This window comes from Apilactobacillus apinorum (assembly GCF_001281175.1).
Classification (GTDB): domain Bacteria; phylum Bacillota; class Bacilli; order Lactobacillales; family Lactobacillaceae; genus Apilactobacillus; species Apilactobacillus apinorum.
The window spans coordinates 406,584-430,435 of record NZ_KQ440396.1; the positions used below are offsets into that span (position 1 = coordinate 406,584).

Below are 23,852 nucleotides of genomic sequence, written 5' to 3' on the forward strand. Positions count from 1 at the left end.
AATTCACCTACCCGAAGTTTCCTGAAATATAGTCTTCTGTTGCTTGCATTTTTGGTCTTGTAAAAATGTGTGAAGTCTTATTGAATTCGATTAAATGTCCTTGGTGGAAGAATGCAGTGTAATCACTCATACGAGATGCTTGTTGCATGTTGTGCGTAACAATGATGATAGTGTATTTTTCCTTCAAACGATTTAATGTGTCTTCAATCTTAGATGTTGAGATTGGATCCAACGCACTGGCTGGTTCATCCAATAGCAATACATCTGGTTTCATCGCAATCGCTCTAGCGATACATAGACGTTGTGCTTGTCCACCTGATAGAGAAAGTGCGCTTTCGTCTAGTTTGTCTTTAACTTCATCCCATAATGCAGCTTCTCTTAAACTAGTTTCAACACGTTCATCTAGTTCTTTTTTGTCCTTGATTCCATGTTTTTTCAAAGCGAATGTGATGTTATCACGGATTGATTTAGCAAATGGGTTTGGACGTTGGAATACCATTCCAATGTGTTTTCTTAATTCGTATACATTGATGTTGTCATCGTTAATGTTAACGTCACGGTACATGATTTTACCGTCCACAGTCGCAATATTATCATTCATACGGTTAATTGAACGTAAGAATGTTGATTTTCCTGAACCAGAAGCACCAATCATCGCAGTTACCTTAAATCTAGGAAATGACATTGATACATCAAAGATTGATTGATGTTGGCCGTATGAAACGTTAACGTGTTTTGCTTCAATCGCGTTTTCAACCGCAAAATCACGAACATATTGTTGATCTAAATTATATTTTTTCATAATTGATCCCTTCCTACTTGCTAGAAGTCATTTTCTTGTATAAACGATTTCCAATCCAATGTGCTAATACGTTGAATAGTAAGATTACAATGATTAACACGGCTGATGAACCACTTGAAATTGCGTTAGCATCTGGTGTAATTCCTTCTGAGTTAACTTTCCAAATGTGTACCGCTAGTGTTTCAGCAGGTCTTAATGGATTTAAGAAACTGGTGTCTGAGAAGATGTTCCAGTTACTGTAATCAACGAATGGCGCGCTTTGTCCGGCAGTGTAAATTAATGCGGCAGCTTCACCGAAGACACGTCCAGCACTTAAGATAATCCCAGTGATAATTCCAGGAACGGATGCTGGTAGGATAATACCAGTAATGGTTTTCCATTGTGATAATCCTAATGATAAACCAGCTTCTCTTTGTAAATCAGAGATCGATTCAACTGATGTTTCGATGTTTCTAGTTAGCAATGGCAAGTTGAAGAATGTTAATGCAATTGCTCCTGATAGGATTGAGAAACCAATTTTCATTTGAACAACGAATACTAGGTAACAGAATAGTCCAACTACCACTGAAGGAAGTGAACTTAAAACTTCGATTGTAGTTTTGATAATTTCAGTAATCCAATTTTTAGGTGCATATTCAGCTAGGTAAATCCCTGCTCCTAATGCAATCGGGAATGAAATAATCAATGTTAGTACTAATAAGTAAATAGAATTAAATAGTTGATCACGAATCCCACCGCCTGCTAAGAATGATTGAGATTGTGTTGTTAGAAAATGCCATGAGATATGTGGAACACCAGTTACTAAGATGTATCCAATCAAGGCTGCTAAAATCGCAATTACCACAAGAACTAATCCGTAGATAACTCCGGTAGCAATTTTATTGGCTAATTTTGGATTAATCATTTCAACTTACCCTTCTTTCCAATCAACTTAACTAAGATGTTAAAGAATAGAGACATTAATAGTAGAACTAGGGCTAATGACCATAGAGCATTATTTCCTAAAGTTCCCATAACTGTGTTTCCAATTCCAGTAGTAAGTTGACTAGTTAATGTTGAAGCTGGAGTAATTAGGTTCTTAGGCATTAAGATGGCGTTACCAATTACCATTTGAACCGCTAGTGCTTCACCGAATGCTCTGGCCATCCCAAAGATAACCGCTGTTAAAATTCCAGGAGTAGCTGATCTTAAAACTACTTTGTAAATAGTTTGCCAACGAGTTGCCCCTAGTGCTAATGAAGCTTCTGATAGATGTTTTGGCACAGCATTTAAACTATCGACAGTAAGTGATGTAATTGTTGGTAGCACCATTACGAATAACACCATGGTTGCTGATAAAATCCCAAAACCTGTCCCACCGAATAATGTTCTTACGATTGGAACGATAATTGTTAAACCAATGAATCCGTAAACTACTGATGGAATCCCAACTAGTAGTTCCACAACTGTTTGTAAGAAACCGCGGCTCTTCTTAGGGCCAATGATGGTCATGTAAATCCCAACCGCAATCGCGAATGGAGTTGCAATTAATGCGGATAAGAAAGTAACACTAAATGATGTCACAATCATTGGTAATGCTCCAACCTCTGGTTTACCATCTTTACCGATGGTTGAAGGTGACCAATCTTGTTTACTGATGAAATCCCATAAGTTAACGTGATTTTGAGTAAATGTTGAAACACCCTTTGAAATGATAAAGTATAGAATTAACGCAACTAAAACAACAATTGCTGAAATACTAATAAAACTTAAAGTACGACCAAATTTTTCTTGGCGTGTTTCCTTTGATGGCATTAATATTTTCTTATTAATTTCCATGATCTTCCCCCATTTAGTGGACTATTTGATTTTTAGCATCACGCTTAACTTTCATATTGTGAATGCTGATATAACCCAGTTTTTTAACAAGTCCGTCTTGAACTTCTTTTGAGTCAATGTATTCTAAGAATTTCTTGGTATTTTCGCTAATCTTTTTGCTAGTGTACATATGTTCATATGACCAAATCTTCCAAGCGTTTGTTTCAACGTTTTTATCTGTTGGTTTTACATTATCAATTGATAATGGTTGAAGTGTCTTATCAACAAATGAGAATGAAAGATAACTAATTGCACCAGGTGTAGTTGCGACAATGCGGCGAACAGTTCCGTTTGAATCTTGTTCTTGTGCCTTCACAGCAGTTTCACCATTTAACACATTACTTTCAAATGTATTTCTAGTTCCGCTACCCTTTACACGGTTAATTACTTCGATTGGTGTATTCTTACCACCTAATTGTTTCCAGTTAGTAATCTTTCCTGTAAAGATTTTACGAAGGTTTTCTAAACTAATGTTTTTAACACCAGTTTCTTTATTAACAACTGGTGTAATTCCAACTACTGCCACTCGGTGATCGACGATATTTTCAGCTTTAATCCCCTTTTGATTTTCAGCAAAAACATCTGAGTTACCGATGGTTACGGCGCCAGCTTGAAGTTGACTTAATCCAGTTCCAGAACCCCCACCTTGAACGGTTATGGAAAGTCCTTTATTTTTAGCTTGATATGCATTGGCTGCTTCTTCAACCAATGGTTGTAAGGCAGTTGAACCAACAACTGTAATTTTATTATTTGATGCGGAGTTAACTCCACAAGCAGTTAACACTGATCCCGCCATTAATACAACGGCTGTCATTAACGACCATTTCTTAATTTTCATCATATTAAAATCATCCTTTTTTAATTTACATATAAAGTATAACAACCGTTTGTAAAGCTATTTGGGTTTTTTTGTAAATTTTATGTAAATTTAAGATTTAATAAAAAAAGCCTAAATTTAACATTAGGCTTTTTGGATGATTTTAATGATGAATTTATTTTACGTTGTTGGCACTATCCTTAGTAACCTTCATGTCTTTGATACTAATGTAGCCTAGTTTTTGCACTAAACCATTTTGGACTTTGTCTGATTGCATGTACTTAATGAAAGCATCTGCTGCTTTACTTGAATCTTTTGGTGTGTACATGTGTTCATATGACCAGATCTTCCATGCATTAGTTTCAACATTCTTGTCAGTTGGTGCAACCTTATCGATCGATAGAGCTTGTAAACTCTTATCGATAAATGAGAATGCTAGGTAACTAATTGCACCTGGAGTGCTTGAAACAATATTTTTAACTGCTCCATTTGAATCTTGTTCTTGGGTTTGAATAGCAGTTTCACCCTTTAAGACATTTGATTCAAATGTCGCTCTAGTTCCACTACCTTTGACACGATTGATAACATCAATTTTTAGATCTTTTCCGCCGACTTCTTTCCAGTTAGTAATCTTACCTGTAAAGATTTTACGTAGGTTGTCTAAACTGATGTTAGTAACACCTACTCCTTTGTTAACTACTGGTGCCATTCCAACTACGGCAACTTTGTTGTCAGTTAGTTGTTTAGCGTCGACACCATTTTGATTTTCAGCAAAGATATCTGAATCACCGATGGAAACGTTCTTTGATTGAACTTGGCTTAAACCAGTTCCAGAACCGCCACCTTGTACTGAAATGTTTACCTTTGAATTTTCATCTTGGTAATTTTTCGCAGCTTGTTCAACTAATGGTTGAAGCGCAGTTGATCCAACAACTGAAACATCTTGAGTACTTTCTGAAGAACTTTGTGAACTTCCACATGCTGCTAATAAACCACCTGAAACTAAAATAACTGAAGCAATTGATACTATCTTATTCATTTTAATCATATCAATATCTCCTATCCAAAATTTATGTTACAAGCTTAGTGTAGGAGTACTTTGTAAATTTAAAGTTATTTTAAAGTAAAAGTTATGTAAATATAAAAAAAGATACTAACCAATGTTAGTATCTTTTTTATGACTCCACTCGGAATCGAACCGAGATCAGCCGCTTAGGAGGCGGTCGCCCTATCCAGTTGTGCTATGGAGCCATTAAAAGCAACAAATAATATTGTCGCATTTTAATATTTTAATGTAAAGAAATTATGATTTTTCAGCGTTATTCTTACGCCACTTATTACGCATCCCTTTATTTTTAGTATGCTTATTCTTCTTTACACGTTTTTTTGGTGCTGGATTAGAAACGACTTTCTTAGCCTTCTTAACATTTGTTTGTTTTTTTTGTGTGTCTGAATTAGATTTACTTTCTTTAGTAACCGTTTTTTCTACATTATTAATGGTAGCTTCTTTCGGCACTTCATGGACAATCTTATTCTTATAGAAATGAACTGTTTGGAAATCAAAATCATAATCAGATAACAAGTTACGTAAATCTCTTAAATCATGGTCATCACCAAAGTTGATTACCATTCCATCTTCACCCATTCGACCAGTTCGACCAACTCGATGAACGTAATCAATGGATTCATCTGGTAAATCGTAGTTAACAACAGCAGGTAATTTGGCAATATCCAAACCACGTGCTGCCACGTCAGTGGTAAGCAATAGCTTGATGCGACCTAAACGGAAATCATCCATCGCCTTTTGACGTTTCGTCTGGTTTTGATCAGAAGTTAATTTGGCAACACCTTGATAATGGTTGTGAACAAAGAAACTGTAAGTTTTATTTAAATCAACCGTTTGATTGAAAAAGACCAACGCTTTAAAACCTGCAACGTGTTGTAAACGTGCCAACATCTTATTACGGTTCTTTCGTAACACATTCATCAACCCATGTTCAACATGCCCTTGGGTTTTATCTTCATCACGCACATCGATTTTTTGAATGTTAGGTTGGTTAAACCAACTTCCTAATTCATCTAGAATTGGTGTGGCTGTGGCTGAAAAAAACTCTAGTTGGACATCTGACATTAATGAACCCACGATTTCTCTAACTACGGTTAAGGTTTCACCTTGTAGTAAATCATCAGCTTCATCAATAATCACGGTTGAGAAAAGATGTGTTTTTAGTTTTTTGTCATCAATTAAATTTTTAATTCGACCAGCAGTTCCTACAATTACTTCTGGATGCTTTTTCAAACGTTCCATTTGACGTTTGATATTGGCACCACCAGTTAGAGCTAGGACCTTCATACCACGTAAGTTAGCCCAATTACGAGCCACTTTGGCAGTTTGAATCGCTAATTCTTGTGATGGTTCAATGATAAGTAATTGAGAACCACCTTCTGGTTCTAGAATTTCGATACTAGGAATTAAAAAGGCAACTGTCTTTCCAGATCCAGTTGGTGATAGTCCTAAGACGCTATCGTGGTTCTTAATAATTGGATATACGCGTTCTTGAATCAACGTTTGTTTGTCGTATCCTAATTTATCGAAATATTTTTGAAATTGTTCTAGCATGCTTTTCCCCTATTTTTCGTTTCTTCTATAATATTATATTTTACCAAAGTTATATCTTAATTACGATTATCGGTCTTGATTTTTGACTAGGTAATGACGCCATCCGGCGGTCGTACCATTAAAGGCGACTTGATTCACTAAAACGTTGGAACCATCAATGTTAATTTTTCGGTTATTTTTAACTTCAATAAAGTTAGCTCGTTTATTGTTAATATTTTGACTGAAATATTGCACATCATGAGATACCTTTTCATCTAAATGGGTAAAAATATGATAGCTACTACGGACAACCACATTAGTATCATAATAACGATGCAACAAGAAAATAAAATTAGATAGTTGTTTGATTTGTGATGTTGATAAATCACCTTGAACATCTACCATTGGTGGTAAGGTTCCATAATCGGTTCCAACCTCTTTGGTGAAGTTCTTTAACTGATCTTTGATATTACTTTGCGTACTAAAGACGTGATAAGACCCGACTTGTAGCCCGGATCCTTGGCTTCTTTGAAAGTTGTCACTAAAATCATCATCAGTATAAGTAGCCCCTTGGCTGGCACGAATGTAGACAAAATTTTGCCCACTTTGTGCTAGGCTAACGAAATCAATATAGGCATTCGATTGACTAATCATGATTCCTTTGACTTCGTACTTATCAATTAAGTAGTTTTGATAGTTTTCATATTGAACATATCCTAAAACACTAACAAATAATACCGCGATAATTGCGATAAGCCATTTGTATTTTTTGACAATTTTTTGCCAGTTATTATTCTTTTTTTGATGATATAAACTCATTCGGGAATCCATTCGATCACCCCTTTATACAGTTATCTTTATTATAAGCATAATCACATCAAATTACTATAAAACATGTTAAAAGACTTGAAAGAACTACAGGTTTTCCATATAATGTAAGCGGTAACTAAATAAATTTAGTGATGACTTTTTATGCGGATTTTATTATAATAGTTAACATTATTAAAAATAAATTAAGTCTCTCTTTTTAGATTGAAAGGAAGTTATGTTATGAACTACATCATTGGTGTTGATATTGGAACAACCAGTGTAAAAACTGTTTTGTACGATACCGATGGAGAAGTTAAGGGATACTCAAACGATGGTTATCCTTTATACCAAGATACTCCAGATATGGCCGAAGAAGATCCAGAAGAAATCTTCTCTGCCATGCTTGCAGGTTTAACCGAAGTTTTACGTAAGGCTGACCTACAACATGGTACATTAAAGGGTATTTCATTCTCATGTGCTATGCACAGTTTGATTTTATTAGATGAAAACCACAAGCCATTGACTCGTGCTATCACTTGGGCTGATAACCGTGCCGTTAACTACGCTGACCAATTAAAGGAAAGCGGTAAGGCAAAGGAATTATACGAAAAGACTGGTACCCCAGTTCATCCTATGACTCCACTTACTAAATTAATGTGGCTAAAGAACGAAAGAAAAGATGTATACGACAAGGCTGCTTACTTTGTAGGTATCAAAGAATACATCCTATACAAGCTATTTGGTGAATTGAAAGAAGATTACTCAATTGCCAACGCAACTGGTATGTTCAACATCTTCAAGATGGATTGGGACGATGAAGCACTAGAATTAACTGGTGTATCACGTGACCAACTTCCTGAACTAGTTGACACTACTTACCAATTCAAAGGACTAAACAAAGCTTACGCTAACGTTATTGGTATCGATGAAGATACTCCATTCGTTATCGGTTCATCTGATGGTCCATTAGCTAACCTAGGGGTTAATGCTATTAAACCTGGTGTGCTAGCTGTTACTATCGGTACTTCTGGTGCCGTTCGTGTCGTTACTGACAAACCTGTTATTGATCCTAAGGGTCGTGTCTTCTGTTACTACCTATCAAAAGACAAATGGGTTGTTGGTGGACCTGTTAACAACGGTGGTATCGTCTTCCGTTGGGTAAGAGATCAACTATGTGCCCCTGAAAAGGTTACTGCTGAACAAATGCACATGGATTCATACGACCTATTAACAGAAATTGCTTCACAAATTCCTGCAGGTTCAGATGGATTACTATTCCACCCATTCTTAGGTGGTGAACGTGCTCCTATCTGGGACGCTAACGCTCGTGGTTCATTCTTTGGTTTAACTCGTATCCACACTCGTGCACACATGATTAGATCAGCTCTAGAAGGAATCGTATTTAACTTATACACTGTTAGTCTTGCACTAGAAGAAGTAATTGGTAAGCCAACAAGCATTCAAGCTACTGGTGGTTTCGCTCGTTCAGAACTATGGCGTCAAATGTTAGCTGATATCTTTGAACAAGATGTTACTATTCCAGAAAGCTTTGAAGGTACTGCTTTAGGTGCTGCTACTTTAGGTATGTACTCACTAGGTATCATTGATAACCTAGAAAAGGTTAAAGACTTCGTTGGTGTAACAAACGCTCACAAGCCAAACCCTGACAACTACAAAGTTTACCGTGAATTAGCTCCTATCTACATTCGTTTGAGTCGTCAACTTCAAACTGAATACAAGAACATTGCTGAATTCCAACGTAAACATGATGTTGAAAACAACGATTAATTTAATTAACGTTATTTAACAAAAGGATGGGCGTCTTAATTTTGAGACCCCTCCTTTTTTTATGTTATATATTTACTAGGAGGATTTCGTCATGCAAAACGAAGAGTTAAAACGTGGAATCGGCATGATGGCTGCCCTATCAACAGTTATGGGAACTGTTATTGGTGCTGGTGTGTTCTTTAAAACCGCTAGTGTTGTTAACAGTACACACTCATTTACTTTAACTGTGCTAGCTTGGATTGTTGGGGGATTATTAACAATCTGTGCTGGTTTAACTGTTTCAGAATTGGCAGCTGCGATTCCAAAGACCGGTGGTGCAATTAAGTATCTTGATTATACTTATGGTCCACTAACTGGTTTTTCAATGGGTTGGGCCCAAATTTTGGTTTACTACCCTGCTAACATTGCCGCAGAAGCAATTATTTTTACTACTCAATTAATTAACCTATTCCATTTGGATCCTAAGCTATTAAATCCAGTTGCGATTTTAGTAGCACTAAGTGTGTTATTCATTAACTTCTTAGGTTCTAAGTTCAGTGGAAACGTGCAAACTGCTACTTTAATTTTTAAATTAATTCCAATTTTCTTAATTGCTATTTTTGGTCTATTTATTCCAGGTGCAGTTCACGTTTCATTCCTACCAATTAGTCCAAGTGACCATGCAAATGTTTGGACTGCCTTTGGTTCAGGTCTTCTAGCAACTATGTTTGCTTATGATGGTTGGATTGGGGTTTGTGACGTTGCCGGTGAAATTAAGAACCCTAAGAAGAACTTGCCAAAAGCAATCATTATTGGTTTAAGTGCGATTATGGTAATTTACACATTGGTAAACGTTGCCTTCTTGAAGACATTACCAATTGATCAAATTGCTGGTAACCAAAACACTGCTTCAGAAACTGCCATTAAGCTATTCGGTGAATTTGGTGGTAAGTTAGTTACTATCGGTATTTTAGTATCTGTTTACGGTTCATTAAACGGATACACACTAGCCGGTATGAGAATCCCATATGCCATGGGTCAAACTAAGTCACTTCCATTTAGTGATTGGTTCTCAAAACTATCAAAGAAAACTAAGGTGCCATATACTTCAGGAATTTTCCAATTCGTAATTGCCATCTTAATGATTTTCGCTGGTAGTTTCGACCTATTAACTGACATGTTAGTGTTCGTTATGTGGATCTTTAACTGTCTATTATTTATCGCTGTATTCAAACTACGTCGTAAGGAACCAGAAATGATTCGTCCTTACAAAGTTCCATGGTACCCTATCGTCCCAATTATCGCGTTAGTCGGTGGTATCTTCATTCTTGCTGAAACCCTAGTTACTCAAACGGGATTAGCATTAATTGGATTACTATTAACACTAATCGGTATCCCGGTATACTACCTACAACAAAGACATTTAAAAAACAGTAAATAATAAAAAAGCATTCAATTAATTTTGAATGCTTTTTTTGTTTGTTTTAGCGATTTTAATTTAGTAACGTCTATTTATACAGGTTATCTATTAAACGGGCTAATAGGCGTTTATTTCCCTTCAGAAATGAAATCTAAAATGGTATACATGACATCTTTATTTTCTTTTGGTACTTCTCTAGCTAAAATATCTTCTTTAGTTTGTTTCAAAACTGATCCATCAATGTAGTTAAAATCGTTGGTAACAATTTCTCTTACGTTATCAGTTTGTAATTCAAAATGGAATTGTAATCCAACAATGCGATGACCAATCACAAATCCTTGATTAGCTAGTAATTCACTAGAGAATAATAATTCAGCATTGTCAGGAATTTCGAATGTTTCTCCGTGCCAATGCATCGCAGTTAATTCTGCTGGAATGCCGTCAATGACGTCAGATTTTAAGTAAACTGGTGCCCAGCCCACTTCTTTAACTGGTGAATCGGTGATTTTACCACCAAATGCTTTAGAAAGTTGTTGCGCACCAAAGCACGCTCCAAAAATTGGGACATCTCTTTGTGCCAACTCTTTGATTAAATCACGTTCAAATTCGATCCAATAAACATCATCGTTAACACTCATGGGTCCACCCATAATCACTAACATATCGGTTTCGTCTACTTTAGGAAGATAGCCAAATTGATATGGATGATAAATATAAACATCATGATTTCTATCATGTGCCCAATCTAAAATCGATCCTGGTCGTTCATTCGGAGTATGCTGAATAATATTAATACGCAAAACTTTTCGCCTTCTTATATTTAATTTTTGATAATAGAAAGTAATATATACCTAAAATGAATTAGATGCAAAAAAGACACCTCGCGGGGTGTCTTTTTAGTTATTATCTATTTCTTTTCAAATACAGTCACTGATTCAACGTGAACAGTTTGTGGGAATTGATCAACCGGTTGAACTGGTTGAGTAATTTCATAACCGTATTCTGCTAGACGACGCGCATCACGGACTAAGGTTGATGGATTACATGAAACGTAAACAATCTTCTTAGGTGCCACTTGAACTGCACTATCAATGAATGATGAAGCAAGTCCCTTACGTGGTGGGTCAACCATAATAACATCTGGTTGGAGGCCTTGTGCTTGCCATTTTTCCATTTGTTCTTCAGCACTACCAGTAACAAATCTAGTGTTGTTGATATGGTTCTTTTGGGCATTCACTTTGGCATCTTCAATCGCTTCTTTGACGATTTCAACACCGTAAACCTTTTTAGCATGTTCAGCTACTGCTAATGAAATTGTACCGATTCCACAATATGCATCGATTACAGTTTCACTACCATCTAGTTCAGCTTTATCGATGGCTAGTGAGTATAATTTTTCAGTTTGTTCTGGGTTAACTTGGTAGAAAGAGTTCAATGAAATAGCGAACTTCAAGCCAAGTAACTTATCTTCAATGTATTTCTTACCATCTAAACAAACAGTACTCTTACCTAATAATCCGTTACCATCTGATAGGTTGATGTTTTGCATAATGCTCTTAACTTCAGGAAGTGCTTCTTTAATTTCCTTAACGATCATTTCAACCATTGGTAACTTCTTAGTTCTAGTAATTAAACCAATCATCATTTCGTTAGTGTAGTGACCTCTTCTAACCATGATGTTTCTAATTACACCCTTATGATTTCTTTCGTCATAAGGTTCAACATGGTACTTACGAAGAATATCTCTCACAACTACAATTGCCTTATCAATTTCAGGGTCTTGAATGTAGAAATCTTCGATTGGGACTAAATCATGTGAATGTTTGCGGTAGAAACCAGTTTCTAGTTTACCGTTAATTAAACGAACTGGAATTTGGGCTTTATTACGGTAATGAGTTGGGTTATCCATCCCAATTGTAGGTAATACTTCCACATCCATCTTCGCTTTATCAAACAATTCTTGGATTTGGTGTTGTTTGAATTCTAGTTGAGCATCATATTTTAAATGTTGTAATGGTGCAATCCCAGTACGAGTGTAGTTCTTATCGATATTTTCAACACGATCTGCTGATTTTTCGATTAATTTTTCTAACTTGGCGAAACCAAAGTTTTGGTTCACTTTAATCACTTTGATTAATGCCTTTTCGCCTGGAAGTGTATCTTCGATAAACAAAGGATAATCTTGAATCTTGGCAACTCCAAGGCCTTGATAAGTTAGATCAATAATATCTACTTCGTATTCTTCGTTCTTACTTACTGGTGCTTTAAATTTCATGTTTTCCCCTTTTATTAAACAAAAAAGTCTTGTTGTAATCTTCTAAAATAATCATACAACAAAACTTTTCTGTTTTAAATTCTATTATGATAATTTATCAACTTTATCGACGAATTCTTTTTCAGCCTTTTCAGCATCCCTACTAATTGACTTCTTAGGCATTTCATCAACATTCGCAAACATTTCAATATGTTGCTTCAAATCAATAAATGTCATTGGTGCGTCGCCACCATATTCACCATCTAAGTTAATTTGCATCTTGTCACCGACAGGATTAGCAACTAACTTACTGGTCTTTTTATAAATAATTCTTGGATCGTTAATGTGTCTTCCACCACTAATGACCTTCGCTAATAATTGAACGATTTCGACAATATTACTAGTTTTAACAATAATCATGGTAAATTTACCATCATCCAATTTAGCGTCTGGAACGATTTGTTCCAACCCACCTATTGAATTAGTCATTGCTAACAAGAACATTGATGCTTTCCCTTTGAATTCTCCGTCATCAAATTCCAAATCCATATCGATTGGTTTAATTCTTGGTAGTAACTCAGCCCCACGGACTAAGTATGCAAGATAACCAAAAATGGTCTTTAAATCTGATGGAACATCATAAGTTAATTCGGTTAGTAAACCACCACCTGCGATGTTCATGAAGTATTTATCGTCAGCTTGACCAATGTCCATTTTGAAAGTTTGACCTTTTAAAACAACTTTAGCCGCTGCAATTGGGTCTTCTCGTGGAATATGCAATGCTCTTGCAAAGTCATTAGTAGTCCCTGCAGGAATAATTGCCAACTTTGGGCGTTTTTCTAGTGGAGCAATCCCATTAACAATTTCGTTAATGGTACCGTCCCCTCCAGCAGCCACGATTAAATCAAATCCATCTAGAGAAGCGCGTCTTGCTTCATCTCTAGCTGAGTTAGGTTTAGGAGTAGTTGCATATGCACTAGTTTCATAACCAGCTTGTTCGAAAACGTCGAGTATATCAACCAGTTTCTGTTTTAATGCTTCGCGTCCAGATGTTGGATTGTATATTACGCGCGCTCTTTTTTGCATTTCATGAATCTCCTAGCAATTATTTATTAATGGATTCCATCAATAATTTATTAACAACTTGTGGGTTCGCTTTACCACGAGTTGCTTTCATGATTTGACCAACTAAGAAACCAACAGCACGATCCTTACCGTTATGGAAGTCTTCTACTGATTGTTGGTTGTTAGCTAAAATGTCATCAATGATTGGTTGTAATTGAGCAGGGTCTGATAATTGCACCATTCCATTTTCTTCAACGAATTTCTTAGGTTCTTTACCTTCAGTAATTCCCTTGAAGACTTTCTTAGCCATCTTAGATGAAATAGTTCCATCTTCGATTAACTTAATCATGTTGGCTAAGTTTTCAGGTGTAATTTCAGTTTCCGACAAGTCTTTTTGTTCATCATTTAGATAAGCATTAACGTTAACTTGTAGGTAGTTTGATGCCATCTTAGGATCTGCGCCTAATTCGTTCATTTGATCGAAGAAGTCAGCCATTTCCTTAGTTTGAGTTAGCACCATTGCATCGTATTCAGTTAAACCAAAATCTTTAACGTAACGAGCACGACGGCTAGCTGGCATTTCTGGCATTGATTCGTTAATTTCGTTAATCCAGTCATCTGAGATTTCTAATGATGGAAGATCTGGTTCTGGGAAGTATCTGTAATCATCTGCCCCTTCTTTAACACGCATTAGAACAGTCTTACCAGTAGTTTCATCGTAACGTCTAGTTTCTTGTTGGATTTCTCCACCAGACATAATTACACGTTGTTGACGTTTTTCTTCGTAAGCTAAACCTTTACGAACGAAGTTAAATGAGTTTAAGTTCTTTAATTCGACTTTAGTTCCGAATTCTTTTTGACCATAAGGGCGAATTGAAACGTTAACGTCGACACGCATAGAACCTTCTTCCATCTTCACATCAGAAATACCTGTGAATAAGATGCGTTCACGAAGTGCTTCTAAGTATGCGTATGCTTCATCAGGTGAAGCGATATCTGGCTTAGAAACAATTTCAATTAGTGGAGTTCCTTGACGGTTTAAATCCACGTATGAAAATTTAGTTCCGTGAGAGTTCTTACCGGCATCTTCTTCAATATGCATTTCTTCGATTCCGATTTTCTTCTTCTTACCATCCACTTCAATTTCAATCCAACCGTCATGAGCGTCTGGAGTATCTTTTTGAGTGATTTGGTAAGCTTTAGGGTTATCAGGATAGAAGTAGTTCTTACGATCAAAATGAGGGTGTTTTTCAACTTCAGCATGTAGTGCTAAAGCAGCCATAATTCCTGATTTTACAACCCCTTTATTGGTAGTTGGTAAAACCCCAGGATAACCCCAATCGATAACATTGGTGTTTAAGTTAGGGTCAACCCCGTATTGTACGGGAGATGGACTGAAAATTTTAGAATTTGTCTTTAATTCAACATGGACTTCAAGTCCGATTGTAGTTTCAAAGTTCATTATTTGGCTCCCCCCATCTTTGGATCTTCTTTATGAAAATCAGTGTTTTGTTCGAATGCGTATGCAGCTTGGTAAAGTGTTGCTTCATCAAATGGTTTACCAATTAATTGCATCCCAATAGGAAGTCCATTTGAGAAACCAGCAGGAACTGACATTCCTGGTAAACCAGCCATGTTAACTGGAATAGTTAAAACATCATTCATGTACATAGTAACAGGATCTTTTTCATCATCTAATCCGAACGCAGTGGTTGGAGCAGTTGGTGTAAGAATTACATCGTAATCCTTAAAGACCTTCTTAAAGTCATTAATAATTAAAGTACGAATTTCAGCTGCTTTCTTGAAGTATGCATCAAAGAATCCAGCAGATAGTGCGTAAGTACCAATCATAATACGACGTTTTACTTCGTCACCAAATCCTTCTGAACGACTCTTAACGTATAATTCTTCCAAGTTCTTAGCTGATTCTGAACGGTATCCGTAACGAATTCCATCAAAACGTTGTAGGTTAGATGAAGCTTCTGAAGGTGCGATGATGTAGTATGCAGCTACACCGTACTTACTGTTTGGAAGAGATACTTCTTCAACAGTAGCACCCATTTCACGGTACTTGTCAGCTGCTTTCATAATGGCATCTTTAACATCTTGGTCAACACCATCACCAAAGTATTCTTTTGGTAAAGCAATCTTCATGCCTTTAACACCTTTATCGATGTTAGCAGTGAAATCAGGAACTTCTTTGTCTGAACTAGTTAAGTCATGTTCATCTTTTCCAGAGATTGCGTTTAATGCAGCCGCGTTATCTTTAACAGTTCTAGTCAATGGACCAATTTGGTCAAAACTAGATGCAAAGGCGATTAGTCCCCATCTAGATACACGACCATATGTAGGTTTCATCCCTACAACCCCATTAAATGAAGCTGGTTGTCTAATTGAACCACCAGTATCTGAACCTAGTGCTACTAGTACGTCACCGACAGCAACTGCAGCGGCAGCTCCACCAGATGATCCACCAGGAACCTTTTCTAAGTTCCAAGGGTTCTTAGTCTTACCATGGAATGAAGTTACCGTAGAACTACCCATTGCGAATTCATCCATGTTAGTTTTACCAATGTTGATAGTTCCAGCAGCCTTCATCTTTTCAACTGCAGTCCCGTCAATAATTGGTTTGAAGTTTGATAACATCTTTGAACCAGCAGATGTTAATACACCCTTAGTTAACATGTTATCCTTCATTGCTACTGGAATTCCAGATAAAACGTTATCTGGGTCGATACCAGCTTTATCAATTTCTTGAGCTTGTTTGATTGCATTTTCTTCGTCAAATACAACGAATGCGTTGATATCTTTATCATTTGCTTTAGCATTTTCAATCACTTGTCTTGTTAGTTCTTCAGCGGTAAATTCACCGTTAACTAGACTTTCATGAATGCTGTAAATATCTTTTCCTAAAAAGTCCATCTTAACTATTCCCCGCTTTCATCAATGATTGTAGGCGTTCTAATTAAACCGTCGGAAACGTCAGGAGCATTATCCAATAAAGCATCTCTTTGTCCCCAATTATCAGCAACATCTTCTCTCATAACGTTAATTTGATCAGTAACACTAAATGTTGGTTCGACATTGCTAGTATCAACATCATTAAAGGAATCAAAAATTCCCATGATACTACCTAATTGGTCAGTAAAGTAAGGAAGTTGTTCATCAGTTAATTCTAGCTTGGCTAATGAAGCAACGTGACTTACTGTTTCTTTACTAATTTTTTCAGACATCGTTGTTCCCTCTTTCTCTATTTTTATTTTCTTTACTGTTACCAGTATTTTAACACAATAATATTAATAGCTGGTAAAAACGTGTGAATAGAAATTCTTCGCACCAGTCTTACGAGCTAAGAAACTTTGAATTCCTTCAGATGAACTAATTTGAACATCGATTGGAATACTGTTTGGTAGATACTTCTTGGCAGTAGTTTGTACATATTGAGTGAAACTAATAATTTCACTTTGTCCATAGAATTGAGTAGTGATATTAATGTGCATACCACGTAGAGTTCCATCAACATAGTGAGCTTGCGCAGTTACTCCACTTAAATTAGGGAAGAACTTTTGCACTTGGTTTTTAAAGTTTTCAAATGCATCTTCATCATTAGTGTTTACTTCGCTACTAGTTTCATCTGGTAGGACGTAGTTTTTAATATCTAATGACTTCCAATTATCAACACTTGTGGCACCATCTTTGTTAACTGAGTAAGCAAAGAAATTACCACCAACTAGACTATCATTTGAAGCTTGTTTGTATAAGGCGATTACGATTGGAATATTCTTCAAGTCTTTATTTTTTCTTAGACGTTGTAATACCTTATCAGCAATTGCTTTACCTTGTTTAACAATTTCTTTGTCATCCAAAGTCTTTTGGTAAACAGCACCGTATGCTTCTTTTCGGTAGTAGTATACAGAGTTAATTCCTAAACCAATTGTCATCCCTTTAATCTTTAAATCTCCATGGCTTTGTTCCATAAAGTCTTGTTCATCCATTTGTTGTAGATATAAAGGAACTTCAGTATCTTTACCAGATGGGTTTAAACCATCTGGATGACTTTTACTCTTACGACCTAACCAATTTTCAGCAGTGTTAGTGTCAATGTATTGGCCTTCTTGTAGGATGTAGGTATCAGTTGGGAATTGATCCTTTGAGATACTCAATAAACCATTTTCAAAACCTTTAAGGTTAAGTTGATTATCATTTTGTTGAACTGAAACCCCACGAGATTTACTAGTTAAATAATGACCATTCTTAATAACCCCTTGGTAGTAGTTATTACTGGTTTGAGAAATAACTTGAGTTCCAGATGAACTGCTACTACTATCATCATTTCCACAGGCAACTAAGATAATTGCACTGAAAAATGCGATAAATAAAACGCTTAATTTTTTCAATTTGCTTGCCTCCACAAATTATTCAGTTTCATTAACAACTGAACTAAATTCTTCTTCTGTCCATATTTCAATTCCTAGATTTTGTGCTTTTTCTAGCTTACTTCCAGCATCTTCTCCAGCAATTAAAATATCTGTCTTCTTAGAAACACTACCAGTGACTTTGGCACCATGATTTTCTAACCATTCTGTTGCTTTTGGACGAGTCCATACTGATAATTTACCAGTCAAAACAACAGTCTTATCATTAACTGGTGAGTCGGATAAGTCAACGTTATCTAACCTTGCACCAAGATATTGCATATTAACGCCAACCGCTTTAAATTCTTCGATTAACGCTTTGGCCTCGGGATTGTTAAAGTAAGTCACAATGCTATCAGCAATTGTTTGTCCCATCCCATCAATCGCTGCGATGTCTTCAGAACTGGCACTGATTAGATGATCTAAATCACCAAAGTGTTCTGCAATAATACGGGCTGCTTTAGCACCAACATGTCTGATTCCTAAACCAAACAATAATCTTTCGACTGAATTACTACGACTGTTATCAATTGCAGATAATAAGTTGGTAGCTGATTTAGTGCCGAACTTATCTAAGGTTTCTAGTTCCTCTTGCGTTAGTTTATATAAACTAGCCGCATCATCTAACATATCTCTATCGAATAATTGTTGAACAATACGAGGTCCTAGTCCATCGATATTCATTGCGTTTCTGGATGCAAAGTGATTAATTTGTTCACTTAGTTGAGCAGGACATTTAGGATTGATACATCTTAATGCCACTTCTTCATCTAAATGAACTAACTTATCGCCACATGATGGACAGGTAGTTGGGATTACATATTCTTCACTGTCACTTGGACGTTTGCTTGGAATGTATTCAGAAATTTCTGGAATGATATCCCCCGCCTTGTGAAGTTTAACAGTGTCACCAATTCTGACTCCCTTTTCGTTCAAATAGTCAGGATTGTGAAGTGATGCCTTAGACACTTTAGTCCCGGCTAGTTGTACTTCGTTCATCACGGCGGTAGGAGTTACCACCCCGGTTCTACCAACAGTCCATTCAATGTCGATTAACTTAGTTTCCACTTCTTCAGGTGGGAATTTATATGCGATTGCCCATTTTGGGACTTTCACAGTTGTTCCGATTTCTTCTTGAAGTGCTAAATCATTTTCCTTGATTACAATTCCATCAATTCCATAACTCAATTCATCACGACGTTGTGTGTAATATTGAATGTAGTCGTTAACGTCATCCATGTTTTCAATTACTCGATAAGTCGGATTGATTGCAAATCCAAGGTCTTTTAATTCTTCCAATAAACCATCTTGAGTGGTGGTTTCTAAGTCATTGTAATCCGCAACGTTATACATAAATGTACTTAGTTTTCTTTCGGCTGTCACCTTAGAATCTAATTGTCTTAGACTTCCAGCTGCGGCGTTTCTAGGATTAGCAAAAACTGATTCCCCGTTTTTTTCACGTTGATCATTTAGTTTTACAAATGAAGCTTTTGGCATGTAGCATTCTCCTCTAACTTCAATTGTGACCGGACGAGTTAGTTTTTGTGGAATTGATTCAATCGTCTTTAAATTAGTGGTAATATCTTCACCGATTGTCCCATTTCCACGGGTTGAACCTTGCACTAAGATTCCATCTTCATAACGAAGCGAAATTGCTAAACCATCAATTTTCAATTCACAATTGTATTGCTTAATTTGCGGATAATTATTATTTAAGCGATTGATAAAATCACTTAATTCTTCTTCAGAGAAGACATCCCCTAGCGACAACATTGGAATATCATGATTTACTTTATTGAAACCAGATAAGATTTGGCCACCAACGTTTTGGGTTGGTGAATCTTCTGCTATAAGTTCTGGATGAGCTTCCTCAATTTCTTGTAATCGGCGGTAGTTTTGATCATAAACATTATCTTCAACGCTTGGTTTATCATTTTGATAATATTCGATACTCCACTGCTTAATTTGATTTTTTAACTGATTATATTCAGTTTGAATATCTGTGTTTTGTTCAGCCAATTAACTCACCTCGATTAAACTTTTTTGATTGGTGCAAATGCAGCTAATAATCTCTTTAATCCTTTGTCTGGGAATGCAATATCTAATTCCATATCTTCACCAGCACCATTGACTTTGACAACTGTTCCAGTTCCCCACGCTTTGTGTTCAACCTTATCACCAATTGTCCATTCTTTCTTATCGGCACCAGTTCCTTGAGGCTTAGCAACACTACTAGTTGTTGGATGGTATGCCTTTTGAGTGGCAAATTGACGATTTCTTTGTGTGCGGTTGTTATCAAATGGTGTTTTTAATGCGTTAGCTTGAGAGAAGTCATTTGCTGGTGCGATCAATTCATTGGAAATTTCATCAATAAAACGAGATTCTGGATTAGTTTGACGACGTCCATAAAGCATTCTTGAAAATGCATTAGTGATGAATAACTTTTCTTGCGCACGGGTAATTCCCACGTATGCTAAACGACGTTCTTCTTCTAATTCTTTTTCATTATCAGATGCACGACCTAATGGGAAAATTCCTTCTTCCATCCCCATTAAGAAGACTACTGGGAATTCAAGCCCTTTGGCAGCATGTAATGTCATCAATGTTACTTGTGGTGAATTTTCTTCGACATCATCTTGTGCAGAAACTAATGCTAAGTCAGCAAGAAAATCAGTTAATGGTTCGTTGTCATCATCACTATCTTCTTGGGCACGATTAGTATCAAATTGTTGAGTAACAGAAATAAATTCTTCAATATTTTCGATTCTAGCTTTGTTTTCTAGAGATTCAGTCTTCTTTAATTCAGCTAAGTAGCCAGTATCATCTAAAACGTGTTGAGCGATATCAGTTACTTCACCATCAACAGCTACTTTTTGAATCTTAGCCATGACATGACCAAAATCAGCAATCGCATTTCTAGCACGACTTGATAATGTATTGTTAATGTCGATGTTTTGGGATGCTTCTAACATTGACCAACCATTGTCTTGAGCGAATTCACGAAGTTTTTCAACACTAGAAGCACCAATTCCACGTTTAGGTTCATTGATGATTCTTTCTAAACTTAATGAATCACTTGGGTTCGCAACCAATGTTAAGTAAGCTAAGATATCTTGAATTTCCTTACGATCGTAGAACTTGTGACCTCCAACGATTGTGTATGGAATATTTGATTTTAGAAGCGTTTCTTCAATGATACGAGATTGTGCGTTAGTTCTGTATAGAATTGCAAAATCACCGTATGAGTATTGATGTTCTTTGATTTGGTCTTGGATTTGACCAACTACATATCTAGCTTCATCAATTTCACTTTGACCACGGTAATAAGAAATTTTGTCTCCTTCCTTATTTTCGGTCCAAAGTTTCTTGGCTTTTCTAGCAACGTTATTTTCAATAACGTCATTGGCAGCACTTAAAATGTTTTTAGTAGAACGGTAATTTTGTTCCAATAAAGTAGTGTGTGAATCTGGATAATCATCTTGGAAGTTCAAAATGTTATTCATGTTGGCACCACGCCAACCGTAAATACTTTGATCAGAATCACCTACTACACAGATGTTACGGTATTTTTCCGCTAACATGGTAACTAGTTTGTATTGAGCTTCGTTAGTATCTTGGTATTCATCAACGTGAATATATTTAAATTTGTTTTGGTAGTATTCCAAAGTTTCTTTTGATTGTTCAAACAATTGAATTGTTAACATAATCAAATCATCAAAGTCTAATGCTTGGTTCCCATGTAGACGGTCTTGGTATTCTGCATAAACCTTGGCTACAATTTCTTCAAATGGACTGTTGTGATCAATTGATTCACTGTATGAAATAGGGTCTTTCAAGTCATTTTTCGCATTTGAGATTGCAGATAAAATTGATCTGGGATCATTTTTCTTAGGGTCGATATCAAAATCTTTTAAAATTCTTTTTACTAAAGTTCTTTGTTCACTACTACCGGCAATGGTAAACGCTTTGTTAAAACCAATCTTGTCGATATGTCTTCTTAAAATTCTGACACATAGTGAATGGAATGTTGAAATCCAAACATCATTACCACCAAATTCTAGTAACTTACCGACACGTTCATTCATTTCACGTGCAGCTTTGTTGGTAAATGTAATCGCTAAAATGTTCCATGGTAGTACTTGTTTTTCTTCGATTAAATAAGCAATGCGGTGAGTTAACACTCTGGTTTTCCCACTACCAGCACCGGCCATTATTAATAGAGGACCTTCGGTACATAATACTGCTTCTTTTTGTTTATCATTCATTCCTGAAACTAAATCATTTACTGGCACAAAAAACACAATCCTCTCAATTTATATATAGTTTAATTATATCATAGCTGGCCGTATTTTCATTTACGTCCAAATAAAAAAATCGGCAATAATTGCCGATTTTATTAATCATTTACAAAAGTAACTTTACCGTCTTCTAATGACTTAATTTCTGCTAGTGATTCTAAGTGAATTCCAGTTTCAGCAATTAAATCATGACCCTTTTGGTAAGTCTTTTCGATTACAATTCCAATTCCATTCACATCTACATTGGCTTGTTTAGCAATATCTAGCAAACCTTGGACGGCTTGGCCGTTAGCTAAAAAGTCGTCGATGATTAATAGCTTGTCATTTTCTTTAATAAATCTTTTATCGATACTAATTTGGTTACTAGTTTGCTTAGTGTATGAGAACACTTCACTAGTATATACGTCATCAGTAAGGGTTAGACTTTTATGTTTTCTAGCAAATACGACTGGGACATCCATGTATAGACCTGCCATTACAGCTGGTGCAATTCCAGAAGATTCAACAGTCACAATTCTAGTGATGTCATCGTCGGCAAAAAGTTTTGCAAATTCCTTACCCATTTCTGCCATTAATTTTGGATCTACTTGATGATTTAGGAAAGTATCAACTTTTAATACATCCCCAGGTAATACGCGACCAACTTCTCTAATTTTATCTTCCAGTAGTTTCATTTGAACTTCCTCCAGTTGTATTAGTTTGCTTGTCATATTGATATAATTTATATTTCTTGATAATTTCAATGATTTTGCTTGTATAAGTTGGGTCGGTAGCATATCCGTCAGCTTGTAATCCTTTAGCAGCAGCTACATAGTTATCAGAATCTAAGACATCCTTATATTGATTATGGTTCCAATCGGTTCCATTTACCAATAATAAGGCGTGACTTTCCACTGATTCTGACCAACTATCATAAACTCGAAAGCGACCTGTAATTGTGATAAATTCACCGTTTACAAACTCTTGAGTAGATAAATTAACTGATGGCACGTTACCAGTTGCTTTCACCCCATATAAATTATTATATTGGCTGGAAAGTTGACTAGTTCCCCAGTTTGATTCAAGGATCGCCTGAGCTAAACTTATACTAACTAAAATATTATATCGTCTTTGCACATCGTTAGCTGCGGGTAATAAAGCATTGATAAATTCACGCTGCTTTTTCACCACATTCCGTTGTGAATATGAATCATAAGTGTAAATATAATTGAATACCTTTAGTCCACCAGCAAATAGCAAGACCGCGATTATTAGAATGAACATTAGGCATCCAAAATTAGACCTATTTTTTCTTCGACGACGTCGGTATCTTCTTTTACTCACAATATCGCTCCTTATATTATGTAATATTCTAAACTATCTACTCTGAAAAATAAAATTAAATTTTAATATTAAACATGTTTGTTTGACAAATAACTTATTTTTCTGTAATTTTAAGATATAAGATTGGAGATGTATGCTTTTGGTAAAAGACAAATTAACTAGCAATGACAAATCGCCTTTTGATGTTGGTGACCAAGTTTCATTTATGCTAGAAAAGAAAAAGTTCCAAGGAATTATTGAAAAAGGATACAATAACTCATACATGATTAGTTTCCAAACAACTGATCCTGCATTAGAGGATAAGTACCACGGTAAGATTGTTATTAATAATAAAAACATTACCATGGTCAAAGAAGGTCCTCATAACTCAAAAGGTAAAGAAAAAGACACTGAAGAATCTGAAGACTAATAAAAAAAGCGTTAAT

Annotated in this window: 21 protein-coding genes and 1 tRNA gene; 3 read left to right on the forward strand and 19 right to left on the reverse strand. The window is 36.0% G+C overall.

The features are described from left to right. Positions 1-7: 7 nt before the first annotated feature. The 8 genes from pstB to RZ74_RS04815 form a co-directional block, all read right to left on the reverse strand. On the reverse strand, positions 8-802 hold the full coding sequence (gene pstB, locus RZ74_RS04780) for a phosphate ABC transporter ATP-binding protein PstB (RefSeq protein WP_053950291.1): 795 nt from the start codon (positions 800-802) through the stop codon (positions 8-10). 13 nt (positions 803-815) lie between these two features. Beyond that, complete coding sequence (gene pstA, locus RZ74_RS04785; protein ID WP_053950662.1) at positions 816-1,703, reverse strand: phosphate ABC transporter permease PstA; 888 nt, start codon at positions 1,701-1,703, stop codon at positions 816-818. Further along, positions 1,703-2,623: a phosphate ABC transporter permease subunit PstC gene (gene pstC, locus RZ74_RS04790; RefSeq protein WP_053950292.1), complete on the reverse strand. Its 921-nt coding sequence runs from the start codon at positions 2,621-2,623 to the stop codon at positions 1,703-1,705. The genes pstA and pstC overlap by 1 nt, the downstream gene beginning before the upstream one ends. Before the next feature lie 10 nt (positions 2,624-2,633). Next, on the reverse strand, positions 2,634-3,491 hold the full coding sequence (locus tag RZ74_RS04795) for a phosphate ABC transporter substrate-binding protein PstS family protein (protein WP_053950663.1): 858 nt from the start codon (positions 3,489-3,491) through the stop codon (positions 2,634-2,636). Between the two features lie 160 nt (positions 3,492-3,651). Continuing rightward, positions 3,652-4,515: a phosphate ABC transporter substrate-binding protein PstS family protein gene (locus tag RZ74_RS04800; protein WP_053950664.1), complete on the reverse strand. Its 864-nt coding sequence runs from the start codon at positions 4,513-4,515 to the stop codon at positions 3,652-3,654. A 139-nt stretch (positions 4,516-4,654) separates the two neighbouring features. Next, positions 4,655-4,727, reverse strand: a tRNA-Arg gene (locus tag RZ74_RS04805). 52 nt (positions 4,728-4,779) lie between these two features. Then, positions 4,780-6,096, reverse strand: a complete 1,317-nt coding sequence (locus RZ74_RS04810) for a DEAD/DEAH box helicase (RefSeq protein ID WP_053950293.1) — start codon at positions 6,094-6,096, stop codon at positions 4,780-4,782. A 66-nt stretch (positions 6,097-6,162) separates the two neighbouring features. Next, complete coding sequence (locus RZ74_RS04815) at positions 6,163-6,906, reverse strand: GH25 family lysozyme (protein WP_053950294.1); 744 nt, start codon at positions 6,904-6,906, stop codon at positions 6,163-6,165. 219 nt (positions 6,907-7,125) lie between these two features. On the opposite strand from RZ74_RS04815, the gene gntK reads away from it, so the two are divergent. After that, on the forward strand, positions 7,126-8,673 hold the full coding sequence (gntK, locus tag RZ74_RS04820; RefSeq protein ID WP_053950295.1) for a gluconokinase: 1,548 nt from the start codon (positions 7,126-7,128) through the stop codon (positions 8,671-8,673). 91 nt (positions 8,674-8,764) lie between these two features. Continuing rightward, the gene (locus tag RZ74_RS04825; RefSeq protein ID WP_053950296.1) at positions 8,765-10,093 is read left to right on the forward strand and encodes an APC family permease; all 1,329 of its coding nucleotides are present in this window, start codon (positions 8,765-8,767) and stop codon (positions 10,091-10,093) included. 107 nt (positions 10,094-10,200) lie between these two features. Here the strand turns inward: RZ74_RS04825 and RZ74_RS04830 are convergent, their stop codons facing one another. From RZ74_RS04830 to RZ74_RS04880, 11 genes are all read right to left on the reverse strand, one after another. After that, positions 10,201-10,872 carry a type 1 glutamine amidotransferase gene (locus RZ74_RS04830; RefSeq protein WP_053950297.1) on the reverse strand — a complete coding sequence of 224 codons (672 nt, stop codon included), beginning with the start codon at positions 10,870-10,872 and terminating at the stop codon, positions 10,201-10,203. Positions 10,873-10,979: 107 nt separating this feature from the next. Next, entirely contained in the window at positions 10,980-12,347 is a 1,368-nt protein-coding gene (rlmD, locus tag RZ74_RS04835) for a 23S rRNA (uracil(1939)-C(5))-methyltransferase RlmD (RefSeq protein ID WP_053950298.1), read from the reverse strand. Positions 12,348-12,431: 84 nt separating this feature from the next. After that, on the reverse strand, positions 12,432-13,412 hold the full coding sequence (locus RZ74_RS04840; RefSeq protein ID WP_053950299.1) for a diacylglycerol kinase: 981 nt from the start codon (positions 13,410-13,412) through the stop codon (positions 12,432-12,434). 19 nt (positions 13,413-13,431) lie between these two features. Continuing rightward, complete coding sequence (gene gatB, locus RZ74_RS04845; protein ID WP_053950300.1) at positions 13,432-14,853, reverse strand: Asp-tRNA(Asn)/Glu-tRNA(Gln) amidotransferase subunit GatB; 1,422 nt, start codon at positions 14,851-14,853, stop codon at positions 13,432-13,434. Then, positions 14,853-16,313, reverse strand: coding sequence for an Asp-tRNA(Asn)/Glu-tRNA(Gln) amidotransferase subunit GatA (gene gatA, locus RZ74_RS04850; protein ID WP_053950301.1), 1,461 nt, complete (start codon positions 16,311-16,313; stop codon positions 14,853-14,855). The genes gatB and gatA overlap by 1 nt, the downstream gene beginning before the upstream one ends. A gap of 5 nt (positions 16,314-16,318) precedes the next feature. Next, on the reverse strand, positions 16,319-16,624 hold the full coding sequence (gene gatC, locus RZ74_RS04855; RefSeq protein ID WP_053950302.1) for an Asp-tRNA(Asn)/Glu-tRNA(Gln) amidotransferase subunit GatC: 306 nt from the start codon (positions 16,622-16,624) through the stop codon (positions 16,319-16,321). A 63-nt stretch (positions 16,625-16,687) separates the two neighbouring features. After that, positions 16,688-17,788 carry a CamS family sex pheromone protein gene (locus RZ74_RS04860; protein ID WP_083437177.1) on the reverse strand — a complete coding sequence of 367 codons (1,101 nt, stop codon included), beginning with the start codon at positions 17,786-17,788 and terminating at the stop codon, positions 16,688-16,690. Between the two features lie 18 nt (positions 17,789-17,806). Then, complete coding sequence (ligA, locus tag RZ74_RS04865; protein ID WP_053950304.1) at positions 17,807-19,825, reverse strand: NAD-dependent DNA ligase LigA; 2,019 nt, start codon at positions 19,823-19,825, stop codon at positions 17,807-17,809. Positions 19,826-19,839: 14 nt separating this feature from the next. Continuing rightward, entirely contained in the window at positions 19,840-22,098 is a 2,259-nt protein-coding gene (gene pcrA / locus RZ74_RS04870) for a DNA helicase PcrA (protein WP_148562078.1), read from the reverse strand. A gap of 104 nt (positions 22,099-22,202) precedes the next feature. Then, complete coding sequence (locus RZ74_RS04875; RefSeq protein ID WP_053950305.1) at positions 22,203-22,778, reverse strand: xanthine phosphoribosyltransferase; 576 nt, start codon at positions 22,776-22,778, stop codon at positions 22,203-22,205. Then, on the reverse strand, positions 22,759-23,427 hold the full coding sequence (locus RZ74_RS04880; protein WP_053950306.1) for a glycoside hydrolase family 73 protein: 669 nt from the start codon (positions 23,425-23,427) through the stop codon (positions 22,759-22,761). Before RZ74_RS04880 ends, RZ74_RS04875 begins: the two co-directional genes overlap by 20 nt. Before the next feature lie 139 nt (positions 23,428-23,566). Between RZ74_RS04880 and RZ74_RS04885 the strand changes: the two genes are divergently transcribed. Then, positions 23,567-23,836, forward strand: a complete 270-nt coding sequence (locus RZ74_RS04885; RefSeq protein ID WP_053950307.1) for a hypothetical protein — start codon at positions 23,567-23,569, stop codon at positions 23,834-23,836. Positions 23,837-23,852 lie beyond the last annotated feature (16 nt).